17 protein-coding genes and 1 pseudogene are annotated in these 18,283 nt (G+C 44.0%); 9 read left to right on the top strand and 9 right to left on the bottom strand.

The window, feature by feature from the left end; genetic code table 11:
* Positions 1 to 141: 141 nt before the first annotated feature.
* Entirely contained in the window at positions 142 to 756 is a 615-nt protein-coding gene (locus L4C34_RS03365; protein ID WP_428787937.1) for a lysoplasmalogenase family protein, read from the top strand.
* 61 nt (positions 757 to 817) lie between these two features.
* On the top strand, positions 818 to 1,273 hold the full coding sequence (locus L4C34_RS03360) for a methylglyoxal synthase (RefSeq protein WP_428787936.1): 456 nt from the start codon (positions 818 to 820) through the stop codon (positions 1,271 to 1,273).
* Positions 1,274 to 1,341: 68 nt separating this feature from the next.
* On the opposite strand, the gene helD is transcribed toward L4C34_RS03360, so the two are convergent.
* Positions 1,342 to 3,411, bottom strand: coding sequence for a DNA helicase IV (gene helD / locus L4C34_RS03355; protein ID WP_428787935.1), 2,070 nt, complete (start codon positions 3,409 to 3,411; stop codon positions 1,342 to 1,344).
* A 240-nt stretch (positions 3,412 to 3,651) separates the two neighbouring features.
* On the opposite strand from helD, the gene yccS reads away from it, so the two are divergent.
* The 5 genes from yccS to L4C34_RS03330 all read left to right on the top strand — a co-directional run bounded on the left by yccS (position 3,652) and on the right by L4C34_RS03330 (position 9,412).
* Entirely contained in the window at positions 3,652 to 5,850 is a 2,199-nt protein-coding gene (gene yccS, locus L4C34_RS03350) for a YccS family putative transporter (RefSeq protein ID WP_428787934.1), read from the top strand.
* A gap of 252 nt (positions 5,851 to 6,102) precedes the next feature.
* Positions 6,103 to 6,279: a hypothetical protein gene (locus L4C34_RS03345; RefSeq protein WP_428787933.1), complete on the top strand. Its 177-nt coding sequence runs from the start codon at positions 6,103 to 6,105 to the stop codon at positions 6,277 to 6,279.
* A gap of 132 nt (positions 6,280 to 6,411) precedes the next feature.
* On the top strand, positions 6,412 to 6,726 hold the full coding sequence (locus L4C34_RS03340) for a hypothetical protein (RefSeq protein WP_428787932.1): 315 nt from the start codon (positions 6,412 to 6,414) through the stop codon (positions 6,724 to 6,726).
* A 348-nt stretch (positions 6,727 to 7,074) separates the two neighbouring features.
* Positions 7,075 to 8,613, top strand: coding sequence for a glycerol-3-phosphate dehydrogenase (gene glpD / locus L4C34_RS03335; RefSeq protein WP_428787931.1), 1,539 nt, complete (start codon positions 7,075 to 7,077; stop codon positions 8,611 to 8,613).
* Between the two features lie 103 nt (positions 8,614 to 8,716).
* Positions 8,717 to 9,412 (top strand): PilZ domain-containing protein, encoded by a 696-nt coding sequence (locus L4C34_RS03330; RefSeq protein WP_428787930.1) that lies wholly within the window; start codon positions 8,717 to 8,719, stop codon positions 9,410 to 9,412.
* 33 nt (positions 9,413 to 9,445) lie between these two features.
* Here L4C34_RS03330 and L4C34_RS03325 read toward each other — a convergent pair whose 3' ends face one another.
* The 5 genes from L4C34_RS03325 to L4C34_RS03305 form a co-directional block, all read right to left on the bottom strand.
* A complete protein-coding gene (locus tag L4C34_RS03325) occupies positions 9,446 to 10,600 on the bottom strand; it encodes a conjugal transfer protein TraF (protein ID WP_428787929.1) in 1,155 nt (384 codons plus the stop codon).
* A 121-nt stretch (positions 10,601 to 10,721) separates the two neighbouring features.
* Entirely contained in the window at positions 10,722 to 11,819 is a 1,098-nt protein-coding gene (locus L4C34_RS03320; RefSeq protein WP_428787928.1) for a sensor histidine kinase, read from the bottom strand.
* A gap of 86 nt (positions 11,820 to 11,905) precedes the next feature.
* Positions 11,906 to 12,202 (bottom strand): GIY-YIG nuclease family protein, encoded by a 297-nt coding sequence (locus L4C34_RS03315; protein ID WP_428787927.1) that lies wholly within the window; start codon positions 12,200 to 12,202, stop codon positions 11,906 to 11,908.
* A 10-nt stretch (positions 12,203 to 12,212) separates the two neighbouring features.
* Positions 12,213 to 12,878: a YceH family protein gene (locus tag L4C34_RS03310; RefSeq protein ID WP_428787926.1), complete on the bottom strand. Its 666-nt coding sequence runs from the start codon at positions 12,876 to 12,878 to the stop codon at positions 12,213 to 12,215.
* Between the two features lie 67 nt (positions 12,879 to 12,945).
* Entirely contained in the window at positions 12,946 to 13,143 is a 198-nt protein-coding gene (locus L4C34_RS03305; protein WP_428787925.1) for a hypothetical protein, read from the bottom strand.
* 189 nt (positions 13,144 to 13,332) lie between these two features.
* Between L4C34_RS03305 and L4C34_RS03300 the strand changes: the two genes are divergently transcribed.
* Positions 13,333 to 13,650 carry a DUF496 family protein gene (locus tag L4C34_RS03300; RefSeq protein ID WP_428787924.1) on the top strand — a complete coding sequence of 106 codons (318 nt, stop codon included), beginning with the start codon at positions 13,333 to 13,335 and terminating at the stop codon, positions 13,648 to 13,650.
* Positions 13,651 to 14,043: 393 nt separating this feature from the next.
* Positions 14,044 to 14,283, top strand: coding sequence for a YgjV family protein (locus L4C34_RS03295; RefSeq protein WP_428787923.1), 240 nt, complete (start codon positions 14,044 to 14,046; stop codon positions 14,281 to 14,283).
* A gap of 114 nt (positions 14,284 to 14,397) precedes the next feature.
* Here L4C34_RS03295 and glpK read toward each other — a convergent pair whose 3' ends face one another.
* The 3 genes and pseudogenes from glpK to L4C34_RS03280 form a co-directional block, all read right to left on the bottom strand.
* Positions 14,398 to 15,918, bottom strand: a complete 1,521-nt coding sequence (glpK, locus tag L4C34_RS03290; RefSeq protein WP_428787922.1) for a glycerol kinase GlpK — start codon at positions 15,916 to 15,918, stop codon at positions 14,398 to 14,400.
* A 138-nt stretch (positions 15,919 to 16,056) separates the two neighbouring features.
* Positions 16,057 to 16,839 (bottom strand): annotated as a pseudogene (locus L4C34_RS03285) (MIP/aquaporin family protein); the annotation flags it as partial.
* Positions 16,840 to 17,302: 463 nt separating this feature from the next.
* A complete protein-coding gene (locus tag L4C34_RS03280) occupies positions 17,303 to 18,235 on the bottom strand; it encodes a DMT family transporter (RefSeq protein WP_428787921.1) in 933 nt (310 codons plus the stop codon).
* Between the last annotated feature and the right edge of the window lie 48 nt (positions 18,236 to 18,283).

Raw genomic sequence — 18,283 nt, 5'->3', positions numbered from 1 at the left:
CATATTTCACGATCAAAAATCAACTTTCTATCGTATTTCTACTACTTCTAGGTAAAATAACTAAACAGCGCTTCGTGCGCTGTTTTTTGTTAACCCATCGCGTCTTCATGATTGAAGTATAGGAGAAGCTAGGAAGATGGTATGTGGCTGATTATTATTATCTTTTGTTGTATCCATTTATATTTGCTTAACCGAACACCTAAGTGGTTTTTCTCGATTTCACGGTTGTTACCGATTGCCCTTATATTAGGTGACGTTGTCACCAACACCCAGCTTTCCACAACAGCCACGCTGCTGCTCTCACTTGGATTGTTATGTGCTGCATTGGGCGATTCATTGCTATTTGGTACCGAAAAGACCTATACCCCCGGCTTTATTGCCCTATTGAGTGCACATTTGGCTTTTTTTGGATCGTTTGTCAACCAAATACACCACGAGCCCACTCTTTGGCTATCCGTCGTCGTTGTTAGCATCGGCGTTATCATTTACTTATTGCTGTTGCCAATACTAGGCGAACGTAAACTCCCTGTCGCGGCCTACCTAATAACCATCTGCCTAACCATATGGGCAACGACTGAGTATTGGATCAACACCCACAGCCAATCGGCGTTCTTAGGACTACTAGGAGGCTTCGCGTTGATCTTCTACGGTATCCTGATATCCACTCGGCGTTCACATATTTTCGGTCAGTACTCGCCATATATTATTACGCTCAGCTACTTTACAGCGCAAACATTACTGGCTTTCGCTATTTAACTGGCAATGATTCCCATATTGGCTTACTTAAGTTCCGCGAAATAAACTCAAAGGCTCTTGAATGAACAAAACAACTCGGACCATCGCTGCAAGTAAACATGTCGCATTGGTCGCCCATGACAATTGTAAGCAAGACTTACTTAACTGGGTGCAAACACACCAATATGAGTTACAACGTCACATGTTATACGCAACAGGCACTACTGGCCACTTGCTAACCAAGAATACACCGTTAGACATCACTAGCATGATTAGCGGGCCGATGGGGGGCGATCAACAACTTGGGGCTCTAATATCGGAAGGAAATATTGATGTGTTGATTTTCTTCTGGGATCCACTGAATGCCGTCCCTCACGACCCAGACGTTAAAGCGCTACTTAGAATCGCCAGTGTATGGAACATTCCAGTGGCGACCAACAAAGCCACTGCGGATTTCTTGGTAACTTCTGCCCTTATTAGCGAAGAAGTCGCCATTGAAATTCCAGACTACCAAGCTTACCTGAACGAGCGTACCTAAGGCCTAAACCTAAGATGAGTTCGCGCTGCTCGTAAGCCCTTGCTTGCTACCACCAGCGCGATTCATCACTATTTCTGTTTAACCACAGGGTAATCGCCGTCGATCAACTCTTTGACAAAGCACGAGCCGCTACCTGAATAAGTCACCCATACTTTTTCCTTTGCTCGCGTCAGCGCAACATAAAACAAACGCCGTTCTTCTGCGTAAGGGAAATCATCTTTAGTTTGGGTCAACGCGGTATCCAAATGCAGAGTTTTCACTTTTGCAGGAAATTGCCCTTCGTCCACCGATAAAACAATCACGAAATCCGCTTCCCGACCTTTGCTTGCGTGGCAAGTCATAAATTGCAGCTGTAGCATTGGATACTGTTTTTCCCAATCACTAAACAGTTCAGGCTTGTGATAATGATTTCGGCCGAGTAACAAAACAGACTTATCCTGATTTGCTTGACGGCTGATCTGTTCGAGAATTTTTTCAACGTTAGCCGATGGCGCTAAGTATACTGCTTTCTGTTTTTGTTGCTTGTAACTGACAAGAGGTTTGGTAATTTGATTCGGGTTTTCCTGAACAAACGCATTCGCCACCTCGCCTATTTTACTGTTGAATCGATATGTCGTATCTAAGTAATGTCGACTCGTATGTGTGAATCTCTGCTCAAAGTCTGTGGTCAGCTCAATGTCGGATCCAGAAAACTGATAAATCGATTGCCAATCATCACCGACTGCGAATAATACACACTCATCCACTTTATTAACTTGGTCACATAAAGACTGAACAAGATTTAGACGCTGCGGAGATATGTCTTGATACTCATCAATCATGATGAACTTCCAGCTCGACTTATAACTTCCTTTGTTAACAAGGTCAGCAGCCTGAGCAATCATCATATTAAAATCGATATGGCCACTTTCTTTAAACTCAGTTTTCCACGCCTGATAGCAGGGCCAAACCAACGACAATTCACTATTCAAGCGGGCGTATTGATCATGTTCGACTAAAGCTTGCTGGATGTGTTTTTTACTACACGTAAGAGCTGAGAGTTGCATTAGCTGTTTATCTAGCCATGCTATTAGCTTTTCATTTTCCACATGACTGCCCAACTCATCGTCGCCCGCAATATAAGCAATTGGCCACTTAGCCAGATGTTTTTTCCAGCGATTAAAGTTCGTTGGAGTCATCCAGTGCTTTTTAAGCCAGTTGATACACCACGCTTGACGGAGTTTATCATCCGTCGCCATCGGTGACAGCGTCACGTCAGAAGGGTTGCCGTCATTTATAATACTCAAGCCCAATTGATGGAAGGTTTTAACCTGGACGCCCTGTGCTGCTAACCCAACTTTATCATCGAGTCTCTGCCGCATTTCCTCTGCGGCTTTTCGGCCGTATGACACTAACAAAATATCTTCAGGCTTAGCTAAATGGCTTTGCAATAAATACGCAACGCGCGCACTAAGCACTGCCGTTTTCCCGGAGCCAGCACCAGCGAGCACCAAGTTGTTGTCATCGTTAAGTAACACGGCTTCTTGCTGGCTTACATTCAATGGTGAAGATTCGAGCTGAGCAAATAGCACTTCCCAGTTTTGACGTTCTTGTTCCATCCAATCGCGGTTGCGAGATTCCAACATTTGATTGGTGCTCTCTAACCAAGGTCGAAATATCTGTTCTTTATCGGGAAGCTGCCGCCACAGATCGGTATGAGAAAAGCCGATTTGATCGATTCCGTCTTGTACTTGCTGGGCCCAATTTGAAATTTTCCCATGGCTTAAGAATGCCGGTAGCGTACGTAACCGGTTTAATTCTTGTTCCCATACAGGATGAAACTGCTCAAGTTGTGCGCTCTGCTGATCGTGCCATTTTTGATAACACTCAACCGCTTGACGAGCAAAGTACTTACAGTCTCGCTTCGGTAATCCTTGAACAACCCAGACAACACTTTGACCATCGGCAGCATGAGCATAAAAATGCAAATCACTCCAAAGTAAGCCTTGTTTCACCAAGACCTGCCCATTCCAATCGTTAAACGAAATTTCTTCTTTGTTTCTGTGGGATGACAACACAATCTGTTCTGCGTCCAACAGCACACTATGATATTCGTTTTGTACGAGAAACTGCGCCGTTTTCGTTGCACTCAGTTCCATAGACTTATTTTCCTATTTCTCTTGATTGGCTACATGATATACCTAAACAGCGTGTAGATGTTATCCCGCAAAAGTAAAAATTCTATCAGATCAGCGATCTAAACCAATAAGGCTAAAAAACACAAATAGATTGAAGTCACACGGCAGAAAGCCGTAAAATTCTCGTTAACAACGTTTTCTCAACTTTAAGCAAAGCAGCCAGTAAAGTTCTTTGCGTAAATCAGCCTAAGAGTCATTTTTGTGCGCGTTTTCCACCAAATTCGATTGTATTCAGCTAACAAATCCCTACAAGACAGCATTCTAATGCTCATTGCCTTAATCGGCGTAGTGGCCGCAAGAGAGATATGGCAACTCAATACTTATGTCATTCCGCTAATTCTTGGCGTGATTGGCGGCGCATTATCAGACGACGACAGCAACACTCTAGGCAAAATCAAACTATACATTATGGCTCTCGCCTGCTTTGCGTTCGCTTCTTTCTCGGTCGAGATATTGATGCCGTATCCTTGGATATTTGCCTCGGGATTGGTTGGCTCCACGTTCGTTTTTATTTTAATTGGCGCCATAGGCCCTAGGTATTCCACTCTAGCGTTCAGCTCACTATTGATCGCTATCTACACTATGATGGGGTCAAACGGCTTTACAAGTCTTTGGTTACAACCCAGCTTATTGCTACTGGGGGCCGCTTGGTATTTCACTATATCGTTTGCTTGGCATTTACTGTCTCCCACGCACCCTATAGAAAGAGAACTCGCCAATATCTTCAGGGATTTATCCAGTTATATTGACTCAAAGTCAGAATGGTTTTACCCGACAACTAAAAGCCGGTCTAGTGCGCATAGCATCCAAGAATCAAAGTTTAATGCTAAAATCGTCTCGTCGCTGAATCGGTGTAAAACTCTCCTTCTCAATCGAACGCAGCATCGCGGGGCAGATAGCCGTACCGACGCCTACCTATCTACGTATTTTATCGCTCAAGATATCCACGAGAGGTTTAGCTCAAGTCACATAGAGTATCGCCAAATCGCGGCCAAATTCTATCACTCCGATGTCATGTTTCGATTCAAATACCTGCTGCAATCACAAGCAACCGCATGCCGCTCGATAGCGCGTTCACTCATTGTTGGCAAACAATACCAACACAGTCACGAGCTGTATTCTCACCTGCACGAAGTTGAGCAGTCGTTAAACTATTTGGAGAAACACACCCCGTCACTTGCCCCAGAGCTCGATAGGCTTAAATTGCTATATAAGAACCTTGGGGTCGTCGAGGCGCTTCAATCACAGGTCGCGGCTCCTGATGACTTAGGTCCTCCTGATCGTGTCTTGTATAACAGTCAGGCTTACTCTTGGCCAGCTATGTATTATCGAATGAAACAGGGCCTGAGCTTAGAATCTGCAATATTTCGCCATGCGGTTCGGTTGTCACTCGCGTTTCTAGTGGGCTATGGGGTGCAAAACGTCCTTGGGTTACAGCACGGCTTTTGGATACTGTTAACTATCCTCTTTGTCTGTCAGCCAAATTACAGCGCGACCAAACATAAAATCGTCGCCAGAGTAATAGGCACAATCGCAGGATTACTCACAGGCCTACCATTACTGTACTTATTCCCTTCTCCTGAAGGGCAATTAACCATGATAGTCATATCAGGTGTCCTCTTCTTTGCTTTCCGCGTCAGACGCTATGGCCTCGCCACTTTATTTATCACTTTACTGGTATTATTTTGTTCTACCCAGCTTGGGGAAGGCTTCGATGTTATCTTACCGCGCCTCATTGACACACTGCTTGGAAGTATTATTGCTGCGTCTGCCGTTACTTATATCCTTCCATCATGGCAATCCCATAAATTAATGACCGCGATTAGCGAAGCAATCAATAGCAATAGAAACTATCTCAATCAAGTGATTGCACAATATCAAAGCGGCCGACAAAACGACTTAGATTATCGAGTCTCCCGTAGACATGCTCACGATAAGGATGCAACGCTCACTCAAACGGTATGCGATATGATGGCGGAGCCTGGAAAACATCAATTTTCTCCAGAAAACAGTTTCCAGCTGCTCACTTCAAATCATGCTTTGTTGAGTTATATTTCCACATTGGGAGCGCATAGAGAGCAACTCACTGATGCAAGCGCCTTAACGTTGTTATCAAAAGCTCACCGAATTATTGATGACAGGTTGACGAAACTCACTTCTCGCCCTTCAATACAAACTCAGTCTTCCTCATCCATAGAGAAAAAAACTGGTGATGTTGAAGAACTCGAGGTCGGGGCTAATCCGCTAGAAACGAGCTGGTTCGAACGACACCTATCGTTTGCTAATAAACCGATAGAACCCGCGACCAGAAATGTCCTTCAACAACTGTTGTTAATGCAAAAATTGATGCCAAGGCTTGCCGAAATCATTACACAATTACCTGACGACAAAGGACGCTAAACCTGTTTTAGAATGGTTCGACATTTTCCATTTCAATATGTCCATACCTTCTATCGTCAGATCTATGAATAGTTACAATAAAAGTGCTCAGATTAACAATTGTAATACGTTGTTTTGACAATTCTCGGACAATCCATGGCTCTCATTTTTTATCCTAGTTAGTGCACATATAGTACGAGGGTAAGCGGATGAAAGGAGACGTCTCTTGCTTTCAAGATGATGCAAACTGCATTTATTTTGAGGAAAGATACCATGAACCAACAACAATTTGAGTTTTTCAAAGCTCAGCTCAACCGCCTAACCACTCAGCAGCTTCACACATTACAAGGTGAGATTCGAAGTCGTAATGAAGTTCGTCGCCCGGCAATCAAACCTGCAGCGCTATTAACCGAAGAAGAAATCAATGTGATTTCAAGCTTGTTCGCTTAACATCGCTTAGACGTAGGCAGAGCTACTCATTTGATGCACTTAGCACAACTTGCTAGATTTGCAATACCATTGTAAACTTTATGTGAGCCTAATTGGCTTCGAAAGTTAAATTACTTCTTGGGTGCGCAAATTATGTCCATGTCTGTCAGTAAGTCTGGTTACCAGATGATGCAACAGTCATCTCAGATGGCTCAAGAAGCAGCGCGGGACATCCAAGAAAACTCCTTACCTGTCGCCCAAGATAAGGATCAAGGCACTGAATTAGATTTCAATAAAATCGACGCTACCGCTCCTCCCCAACAGGCCGAAGAACGTTCTGATGTTCCTCAGTCGTATACCGATGCTCTAGTCAAATTAAATCAAGCAAGCCAATACAGTTCAGTGGGCGCGAATATGCTTCAACGTGATCAAGATATGATTGGTACCCTACTCGACGTCCACATTTAGTTCCCTACAGTTGTACCCTTCATTACTTCATTACTTCATTACTTCATTACTTCATTACTTCATTACTTCATTACTTCATTACCGATTATCAAGATATTGCTACCGCACTTCCAATCACCTTGCGACAAACCAAGAAGTCGACTTCAAAAAACCGCCAATACTCCCTCTCTCTCCAGCTAATTTGCTTATGTAACTTGTCAACATAAGAGCACAGAACGCACATCCGACATATTTTTGCTTTCATATGTTGAGCTACATCAAATAATAAAAAATTCATCATACCTTTATTGACTAAACTTTGTTTATATACGAACATTAAAAGCGCGTACGAACATAAAGGAACAAGACATGACCATGAGCGTTATTAAAAACGAGCAACAGAAAGACGAAATGCTGGATCTTATCGTGGTTGGAGGCGGTATCAACGGGGCTGGTATCGCAGCTGATGCTTCTGGGCGAGGCCTGAAAGTTGGTTTATATGAAGCGAAAGACTTCGCAAGTGCGACTTCCTCTGCAAGCTCAAAACTCATTCATGGCGGTCTACGTTATCTTGAACACTATGAATTTAGGTTGGTAGGAGAGGCACTTGCAGAACGTGAAGTGTTGCTAAAAAAAGCGCCTCATATTGCATTTCCAATGCGCTTTCGTTTACCACATCGACCATTTTTGCGCCCAGCCTGGATGATTCGAGCAGGTTTGTTCCTATATGATCACCTAGGTAAGCGCACTTCTCTACCTTCTAGTAAGAAAGTGGCACTCGACGCTGGGAATGTCACTAAAAGTGAAATGAAAGTCGGTTTCGAATATTCAGATTGCTGGGTGGACGATGCACGCTTAGTTGTGCTCAACGCAATGCAGGCAAAAGAATACGGCGCTGAAGTTAAAAACTATTGTTCAGTGCAAGAAGCTAAAAGGCTCGACGGACACTGGCAAGTCACCATGTTCGATCACCGTACACAATCGAGCTTCACTCGACGTTGTCGAGCACTGGTCAATGCGACAGGCCCATGGGTTAAAGAGTTTATCGACGAAAACATCGATATCAAATCCCCATACGGCATTCGCTTGATCAAAGGTTCGCATATTATCGTGCCGAAGATTCATGACGAGAAACAGTGTTACATACTGCAAAATGAAGACAAGCGTATCGTCTTCGTGATCCCGTATCTAAACAAATTCTCTCTGATCGGTACAACCGATGTTGAGTACAAAGGTGATCCAAGAAAAGTCTCTATTTCAGATGAAGAACGTCAATATCTACTTGATGTGGTCAACAAGCATTTCGTCAAACAAGTTTCTCTTGATGATATTGTCGGCGATTACAGCGGCGTGCGACCATTATGCGACGATGAGTCTGACTCTCCGCAGGCAGTAACCCGTGATTACACACTATCTCTCAACAATGACGGCGACAAGCCACCGCTATTATCAATATTTGGCGGCAAATTGACCACCTATCGTAAGCTGGCAGAATCTGCAATGACCCAACTCCAGCCATTTTTCGCCAACATGGAATCACCTTGGACTGCCGATTCTTTGCTGCCGGGCGCAGAGTCATACGATAAAGCGGCACTGATTAAACAATATAAGCAAAAGTTCCCATTTTTGAATTCAGAGATGCTAGAACGATGGACGAACACTTATGGTAGCCGTATCAACCGAATGCTAAAGCATGTTTCTCATATTGACGATTTGGGTACAGCGTTTTCAGATACCGTGTATCAAATAGAGATTGATTACCTGCTAGAGAATGAATTTGCATTGAATGCGGAAGATATATTGAAACGTCGCACCAAGTTGCATTTGCTGCTGACACAAGATGAATGCCAAGCGATTAAAGACTACGTTCATTCCAGTTCAGATGTCGATCATTTAGTTTCTGCATAATCAACGTATTATCCAATAATGGGCGACTAAAAAGGGTGTTTTTCGGGAAAAAGTAACTGCACCAGTCTATAGTATTGATAGTTTTATTTATTAAAAAGACTGTATGATTCCGACTAACACCCCAGCTCAAGATCTCTTTACGCTCCTCACCCCTGGGATGAAGCTGTCTGGGGTGATAGAATTCGGCCCGAAGGATCATTTTAACTTCAACTCATCCTATCTAGGTGGCAAGCTCGACCAATACCTTATCTTAGAATTTCCTGTTAAAGCCAAAGAGCAACTTATCATGCGTAAAGTCGCGAATACTCGTGTGGTTGTCCGAGGAGTTAGCGATACAAAAGACGGCGATGTCATCGCATTCAAAACCAGTACACTCACGTTGCTACATAAACCCGTTGGCCTGCTGTTTGTCCGGTTCCCACAGAACTTCGCCTCCAAGGCTCTCAGGGAGCACGAAAGATACAAGGTAGATATCACTGCAAAGCTAGAAATCGATAGCCAAATGTATGAGGCCAAAATCCTCGACATATCTCTGTCGGGGGCCGCATTGATTGTCGACCACGGTGAAGAGATACATGAACATGACTCGATAAAGATTAATTGCGGACTGGATAAATTTCTCTCTTGTCCGCTGCAATGCGAAGCGATGTCCGTGACCGTAACAAAACAAGGCACCAAAATCGGTGCCAAGTTTAATGAAGTGATCACTTTGTCTGACTCGCTCAAGGCCCAACTACTCCAAGAAACATTCAATGCGACCTCTCCAACATGTTGCCAAGCATTGGATAAACTCGATTAAATGGTCTTAGAAACCAATCATCAGCCAAGAGACCTAAAAGGTAAATTCTAAATTAGCCCCGACGCCAAACTCATGCTCTCCGGCATAGCTCCCCGCAATATCGATACTAACCAAATCCCCTGGGCTCAAACCTACACCAGCGGTAAAAGAGTTATCAATCGTATCTTCCATATCAATTTGATAGCCCGCGCGAAGTTGCACCCAATCCCATGCGTTACCTTCAACGCCAAAGCGCCAAAACTTAGTGTCGTCATTTACGTCAATAAAGCGAGATTGCTTGGTGAGATCTAAGTCACTGGTCACCGTCAACATCCGCGTTGCGTAGGCCCCAGAAACAGTCACTTGTGTGTCGAGTTTATAGGTACTCACCCCACTTACGTCCTGCGTATCAATTTTTTGCGAAAATAGATCTTTCACTGCCATACCCGCTCGAAATTGATCCTTAAACCACACGACACCTAAATCCAAGTTGCCTGATTTTTTTGATGTTTCCGTCGTGTCATAATCGCTGAGATCAAACGTCTCAACGTTGATGTTTTGCTTGTAAGTTTTTAACTGCTGCGCTTTGGGCGTAATGCCAAATGCCATATCCTGCCCGTACACTGTCATTCGTTTCGCGAGGGCAACACCAAATTCCGTGTAGCCAAACGCGATCAAATCTACCGATGATGATTGATAACGTGTTTGAACGTCTGACAAGGTGCTCCCTGTATTCGCCGCAACATCGGGCGTACCAATAATTTCAGCATATCCACGTACAAATACGTTGGCAGAGAACAATTCAAATGGCACAGCAAAAGCCGCCCCCGCCCCCGCGGCGACATTGAGAGGTTTGTTGGTTGCAAGAGTATCTAAATATCCATTAAGTTCATCTAACCTTGCTTGGCTGGTATCTCCCCCCTCAATGGCATTGATCGTATCCTGCATATCATCAACCAAATTCAAGGTGTCATCGCTATCTCTGATCTCAGCGCCTATTGCAGGCAACAACATGCCAAACTTGTCCTTATCTCGATAAACCGCGACTAGCGCTGGATTATAAAAAGGGGCCATGACATAGCTTGCGGTAGTAACGCCAGTATTACCCATTCCGTTACCGCGGCCGTCCGCCACGGTCGATGCCGATTGTGCAGCAAAACTGAACATGCCAACCGCACCAACCAAAGACACTGCTAATATCCGTTTCATATCCTTATCAACCTTTTATTAGTATTCACACTAAAGATTAATACATGGAGTTAGATTCAGCATGTAAATACCAATAAGAGCTGAGGGTAAATAATGAAAGGAGGCTCTGGGTACTCTACGGTCAGTCGTAGCTAACTTTGGTCTCAATATGAAGGTTGGGTGAGTCAGAGTCTCCATCTGTCGCTATTTCTTTCCCATCAAAGGGAATAACGATATGAAAGTGCGCGCCTTTTCCAACTTCACTATCGCAACGGATGTTGCCATGCAGCTTATGAGTAACCAAGTTATAGATAATATGGGTGCCTAACCCACTCCCACCTTGGCCACGCTTTGTCGTGACAAAGGGATCAAACAATTTTGGCAATAGCTCAGCATCAATACCCATGCCGTTATCGCGATAATCGATGATTAAATTCCCTTCTTCTCGAGACAACACGATGGAAATCTTGTGCGGCATATTGCTCTCGTCGAAACCATGCAAGATCGAGTTAAGGACTAAATTGGAGTAAATTTGTGTAAATGCACCGGGGTAGCTATCTATCTCTAGCTCTGGGCTACATTGCCATTCGATCTCTGCATGACTTTTTTTAAGCTTATGTCGGAGAGAGGTAACCACCTGCTGCAAATGTTCATCTAAATGAAAGAGATAACGTGCTTCAGAGGCTTGATCGACGGCGACTTGTTTAAAGCTGGTGATAAGCTCTACCGCCCGCTTCAGATTGGTTTGCATTAATACTACAGATTCACTGACATCTTCAAGAAATTGATTCACAAAGCGTTCAGATAGTTCATCAGACGTTAAATGTGCTTTAAATTCATCGACGTTTTCTTGAATATAAGAAGAGGCGGTCATGCTAATACCGATGGGTGTGTTCACTTCATGTGCGACTCCGGCGACCAAAGAGCCTAACGCCACCATTTTTTCTGACTCAAGTAACGTTTGTTGAGCTTGCCTAAGCTCTTCGTTTGCTTTTTCCAGTTGCTGCTTGTTCTGCTTGTCCATTTCTGCGGCTTTGGAAGCCGCCATCAAGGCAGATTTTTCAGAGACCTCCTTCTGGAGAAGGTGTATTCCCCGATACCCACACACCAGCAACAAAACAATCAATATCGAAAGAGCCGACCATGACACTTGTGGTGATCCGGAAAAAAAATAGCCCAGCAGCATCGACAATAGTGCGACGACTACGACGAGGAAAATGAGCTTTTTGTCAAACGTCATTGCCAAGCCTCGGTTAATGGATCTTATTTCATTAACTTTAGCCTGTTTACCCTAAAAAACCATTGATAATATAATTATCAATAAAGTTATTCTGTTAGGTCTTTTAAGTGCAGTTCATCACTAACGAGTGCTTCCTTTCGAGCTTTTGAGATTCGCTTGATTCGATATTCCAACTTCAGAGCTTGAGAGTGGCACATGCCGTCTTCACTATGCCAAACCAATTCAAGCGGCCCTCTTCCTCGAAGCGCTTTCGCGCCCTGTCCGGCGCTATGCTGAGCGAAGCGACGTTCTAAATCTGTGGTGATCCCACAATACAGTGAGTTTACCCGCGTACGAATGAGATAGATGTACCAGTTGTCTAGAGGCTCCGTAGAGTCCGTCATCTATGATGTCCTATAACAATCCGTTGACAATTTCTCGCAGTTCCTTCAATTCAGCTCTAAGTTCGGCTACCTGCTGTTCGAGTGCCTGAATTTTCTCTGGCTGACTTTCCCTAGGTTCAAACGACGACAGCGGCGTGGACGAATGATTCTCAGCCTCCACTTCAACCGCACCACTAAATAGATGCTGGTAGCGTGATTCTCTTTTGCCTGCTTCCCGAGGTAGCTTAACAACTAAAGGGCTACCTGAACGCTGAGCCAGTGCTTCTAAAATTGCTTCCACTTCTCGCACATCTTCAAACTGGGCTAAGCGATTTGTACGGGTGCGGAGCTCTCCCGGAGTCTGCGCTCCACGCAATAGTAAACAACAGACAATTCCCTTCTCTTGTTCAGTTAGTTTTAAATCACCAAACTCTGTGTTGCAGAAACGGTGAATAAACTTACTCGTTCGACTATTAAAGCTACTTTCATCACTCATTAAATGCCGCGCAATCAACTGATCAACGCCTTGCTGAACATCAACATCCGACAGTGCCATGACAGGCTCTCGATTGCTTTTCTGGTTGCAAGCACTCGTTAAACTATTGAGAGTCAATGGGTAGTAGTCTGGTGTCGTGATCTCTTTCTCAATCAGACAGCCAATAATTCTCGCCTCAATTGGAGCAAGCTCAATGTTCATCTTCGATCCTTTGTTGTTTTCTCTATAGAGTTCTAGGGCAGTTTTTCCAGACCCGCCGCTAAATTATTTAGTGATCTAGAAATAATGGGTGACGGATAATATTGCCTTTGCTATCCAGAACAATCACTTTACTGCGGCATATCTCGACTTCAGCTAATTCAAGCCTGTCTCTTTCACTTAAATAGCTACTAGCAAACTTGGATTGCTCCTCCCATGTAGGTTCCTTAGTCGCCACTTTAGGAACCAAAATTTGTGACTTTTTCATATCAGAACCATCTCCTTATCTTCGCTTACCCGCATCATATAACGGTCGTGAGAACGAATACAATCCACTTGTAACAAAGCGGTCATTAAAGCATCAAACTAAGGTCAGTATTGATCTTATCGCTGTTCTCATAAGACTTGATGTGATTTAATCAACGGCAATAAACATTTACCTAAGGGGCCACAGACTATGAATAGTGTATTTGAAATTGTCAGCCAAGCACGCCAGAAAAACAAACTAAAGCGTGAACTGATCGACAACGAGAAAAAAGTTCGCGACAACAGAAAACGTGTTGATTTGCTAGAAAACTTGCTTGATTACATCAAACCGGACATGACAACTGATGAGATCTTTATCATCATCAAAAACATGAAAGCGGATTACGAAGATCGCGTTGACGATCACATCATCAAAAGTGCCGAGATTTCTAAAGCTCGCCGTGATATTAGCCGCCGTATCCGCGAGCTAACCGCTGAAGATAAGCAAACGATCAAAGGTAAAAAATAATCACTTCTGCCACCTAGGCTGTTAATCTTTCGCTAAGCTGAATTCGTCCAGAGCAAGCCGCCGGGCTCTGCTTAAACGGTTATTAGATGATTATGGCCCTCTATCAAGAGGGCTCCTCGCTTCAAGCTTCTAAAGCTCTAAAGCTCTAAAGCTCTAAAGCTCTAAAGCTCTAAAGCTCTAAAGCTCTAAAGCTCTAAAGCTCTAAAGCTCTAAACTTTAGCTACCTTTATCACCTTTCCAAGCCCGTTTCTCGAATGCCTGAACCTGATGACTCTCCTCAGAACCTAATCTCCCTCACCAAGCCAGTTGACCAATTACTGCTATAGTTATTTCTAGCTTACCCAAAGACCTCTTGACGTTAATGACAGGTGAGCACTGACGCCGAGGAAGATTATGGAGTTGACCCAATTTTTAGGCTATGCAGCATCCGTTATGGTCGCAATATCGTTGACTATGCGAGATCTAGTGCGACTGAGAATTCTTAATTTCGTTGGGTGTGCGTTGTTTATCTTCTATGGGTTCGCCATTAGTGCGTGGCCAATCGTCCTGACCAATAGCTTTATCGCTATCGTTAATCTCTACTTTTTGACCAAAGCATACAAAGCTTATGTGCGTCATCGCCCCTATCCATGACCCATAATGAAATTTCCCTTACAGCACAGAATCACAAAAGGCCTCATAACGACGTTATGAGGCCTTCCAATTTCCCTATGGACTATGCCATATCGCTACATACTAAATAAGCGATTAAGCATCCTCTTCATCGTGCAGTTCTGCCCAAACCTGCGCGCATTTAACCGCACGTTTCCAACCGCTGTAACGGCGTTGACGTTTGGTTTCATCATTCGCTGGGGTAAAGTTCTTTTCAATTTCGGCTTTACCTTGCAGCTCTTCCAAGCCGTCCCAGAAACCAACCGCAATACCCGCTAGGTAAGCTGCGCCAAGCGCCGTCACTTCCGTTACTTTCGGGCGATTCACTTCGGTATTTAGAACATCCGATTGGAACTGCATCAAAAAGTTGTTCGCCACTGCTCCGCCGTCTACTCGTAGGCCAGCTAAAGTAATACCGGAATCCGCTTGCATTGCGTCCAGCACGTCACGAGTTTGGTAGGCAATGCTTTCTAGTGTTGCGCGAACAATATGATTAGAGTTAGCACCACGCGTTAAACCAACAATAGTGCCACGGGCATATGGGTCCCAGTATGGTGCGCCAAGACCGGTGAACGCAGGTACAACATATACGCCGTTGGCTGTATCGACTTTCGTTGCAAAATATTCTGAATCTGTCGCATCTTCAATCAGTTTCAATTCGTCGCGTAACCATTGAATTGATGCACCGCCCATGAATACTGCGCCTTCCAGTGCGTATGTCGGCTCGCCTTTAGGGCCGCACGCTAAAGTCGTTAGCAAACCATTATTCGAGGTGACTTTATCTTCACCCGTGTTCATGAGTAAGAAACAACCTGTACCATAGGTATTTTTCGCTTGACCGGCACCCACACACATGTGGCCATACAGAGCCGCTTGTTGATCTCCAGCAATACCAGCAATTGGAATACGAGTGCCGCCTTTACCGCCAAGGTTCGCTTGACCGTAGACTTCGGAAGACTTACGAACTTCAGGCATCATCGACAACGGAATATCAAACTCTTTGAGTAGTTTCTCATCCCATTGCTTCGTGTTGATGTTAAACAGCATAGTTCGAGAAGCGTTCGTGTAGTCAGTAACGTGTACACGGCCGTCAGTCATTTTCCAAACTAACCAAGTGTCGACTGTACCAAACAACAGTTTACCTGCTTCAGCGTCTTCACGAGCACCTTCCACATTGTCTAAAATCCATTTGATCTTGGTGCCAGAAAAGTATGGGTCAAGAACAAGACCTGTATTCTCTTTAATGTAGCCTTCTAAATCTCTTGCTTTCAGCTCATCACAAATTTCAGCTGTACGACGACACTGCCAAACAATCGCGTTATAAACTGGCTTACCCGTCTCTTTGTTCCAAACAATCGTCGTTTCACGTTGGTTAGTGATGCCGATTGCGGCCACTTCATCAGTGTGAATATCTTTCTGGTTCAGAGCTTCCGTTAACGTTGAGCTTTGCGTAGCGTAGATCTCCATTGGATCATGCTCTACCCAGCCCGCTTGAGGATAAATTTGAGTGAATTCGCGCTGAGAGGAGCTCACGATATTAGCATCATGGTCCAACACTACCGTTCTTGAACTTGTAGTACCCTGATCGAGGGCAACGATGTATTTCTTCTCAGTCATGTCTATCTTCCTTATCTTTGTCGGTCGTTTGACTTTATCTTTCTATTATTAATTTTAGTTTGAATATCGAAATGCTTACGCTTTTGAATCTGCTAGTTCTTGCTGTGCAGAGCCTTCCGTCGTTTTATTCAAGTTAGCTGGCAAGTAAGGTGCAATAAGGTTCGGGTAAGCCCAGCCACCAAAACAAGCGCCTAAAATTGGTGCAACGATTGGTACGATGAAATATGGAATTTGTTTCCCACCAGATAAGGCGTAATCCCAACCTGCAAGGTAAGCAAATAGCTTTGGACCAAAATCACGTGCAGGGTTCATCGCAAATCCAGTTAGTGGGCCAAGTGAAGAACCGATCACAGCAATCAATATACCGATAAGTAGCGGAGTCATCGCGCCACGGTTTACGCCATTGTTCGCGTCAGCCAGTGCCAAAATACCGAACATCAGAATAGCGGTAATACTAAATTCTACAGCCATTGCGCCCATAAAGCTTAAGGCTGCGTTAGGGTAAGTTGAGAAGATACCCGCTGTCGCCAATGCCGCTTCGCTGCTGCGCGCAAAGTGGTGAGTAATTTCGTAGTTGGTAAACAGGTTACTATACAGACCATATACAAGCGCCGCAGAGCAGAACGCACCAGCAACTTGAGCAACGATGAATGGAGCTACTTTCTTTTTATCAAAACCGTGGAAAAGTGAAAGTGAGATGGTGACGGCTGGGTTAAGATGCGCTCCTGATACACCTGCAGTGCAATAAATAGCGATAGCAACACCCAAACCCCAAACAACACTCACTTCCCACTGACTAAGTTGAGCGCCTGTAAGTACAAGGGCAGCAACACAGCCAACTCCAAAAAATATTAGTATGCCAGTGCCGATGAATTCGGCAATACATTCGCCCAGCAACGATGGCGTTTTATTCACACTCATTTCCCCTATTCTCCTCAAATCCTGTAATTATTATTCGCACTCCAGTTTGCGTGCTTGGTGTATTTTGCATAATTTGGCATAAGAGAAAACGTTGCCACCAACCAAATGAGCGTTCGAGCACACTTTTACTAACTCATTGTATGCTTTTTGTTATTAAGATCTATCTTCGCTTCTTTTTTGTTCTCTTTCGAACAATTAGAGTTGGTGTTCTAGTCAGGAGGATTTGCCAAGGAATGTCGCCCTTTCAAGATAAAAAGTAGCGGCTGGGACTAAGACGAAAGTAGCAAGAGCCAATTTCATAAAGATAATTGTTTTCGTTCGCGCATTTTTACGTTAATACGAGATCGCCTGTGCTAAAACGAAAAAACCTGGCTAGTTCACCAGGTTCGTAGGGATGCTTGTCAAGCTGTTAGCTGATGCAGAGCTATTAGCCTATGTAAAGCTATTAGCCAATATACAAAAGTTAGCCAATTTGACCTTCATGCTTGCTAGAACGCAAATTGAACCTTTGCAACAGTTTATCAAACGGCAGCTTAGTCACTAAAATTCCGCTGAGCAATGGTACGAGCATGAGCAGCGACTCTCTAGACATCGTTTTGTGCGTCACAATGTCAGACAGGCCCAAGGCAATCAGTGGGAAAATAAGGAAACATATCGATGCTGTAAAAGGCGTTGATACTTGTCCCAATTTGAAGTAAGCAACGATTCCTCCAACGCTGGCTATCACTCCTAAGTATACAACCGCGAGAATAGAGTGAGTGGTAAAGGCTGCGAAATGTACGTTCTCAGCAAAAAACGACGTCGCGAATAGGCACATAGAAGCAATGTAGCATGGCAGCGCATTGTAAGTAATCACTTGGATACCCTTACACTTAGTTTGCACAAATACATACATTAACGAATGAATGATCACGGCCAAAATAAGAGCGCCAGCCCCTAGTAATACGTTGTCACCACTAATTCCTAATTCATTAGACAAAATCATGTAGAGGCTGAATACGGAAATAAAAATCCCAACATACTGGTGCGGCTGTAAACGAAGTCCTAAGAAGACCATAGATGTCGCCATCACAGCAATCGGCATGTTGGCAAAAATAACCGACGCTAGGCCAGAAGAAATATATTCTTCACCAGCAATCATCAAGGTGAACGGAATCGCAAAGTAAAATATTGCTATAATAAACATCCACTTACGCTTACCTTTAGGGAACATTAATGGCTGCTTAAACGCTTTCGATAGCAAAATAAGAATCGGTGACGCGATGAAGAAACGCATACCCGTCGCAAAGATAGGCGGTATGCTGCTCAGTGCGACTTCCATCGCTAACCAAGTTGTCCCCCAGATCAAACAAACCGAGCAGAACAGTATTGGCAATAACATCTTGTTATTATTCATGATTTTCACACTTATTGAATCTTCTGCTCTTAAGCAGAATACATTTAA

Source organism: Vibrio profundum (assembly GCF_050337555.1).
Classification (GTDB): Bacteria; Pseudomonadota; Gammaproteobacteria; order Enterobacterales; family Vibrionaceae; genus Vibrio; species Vibrio profundum.
Note: the sequence above shows the minus strand (reverse complement) of the source record. Positions and strands in the feature narration are given on the sequence as shown.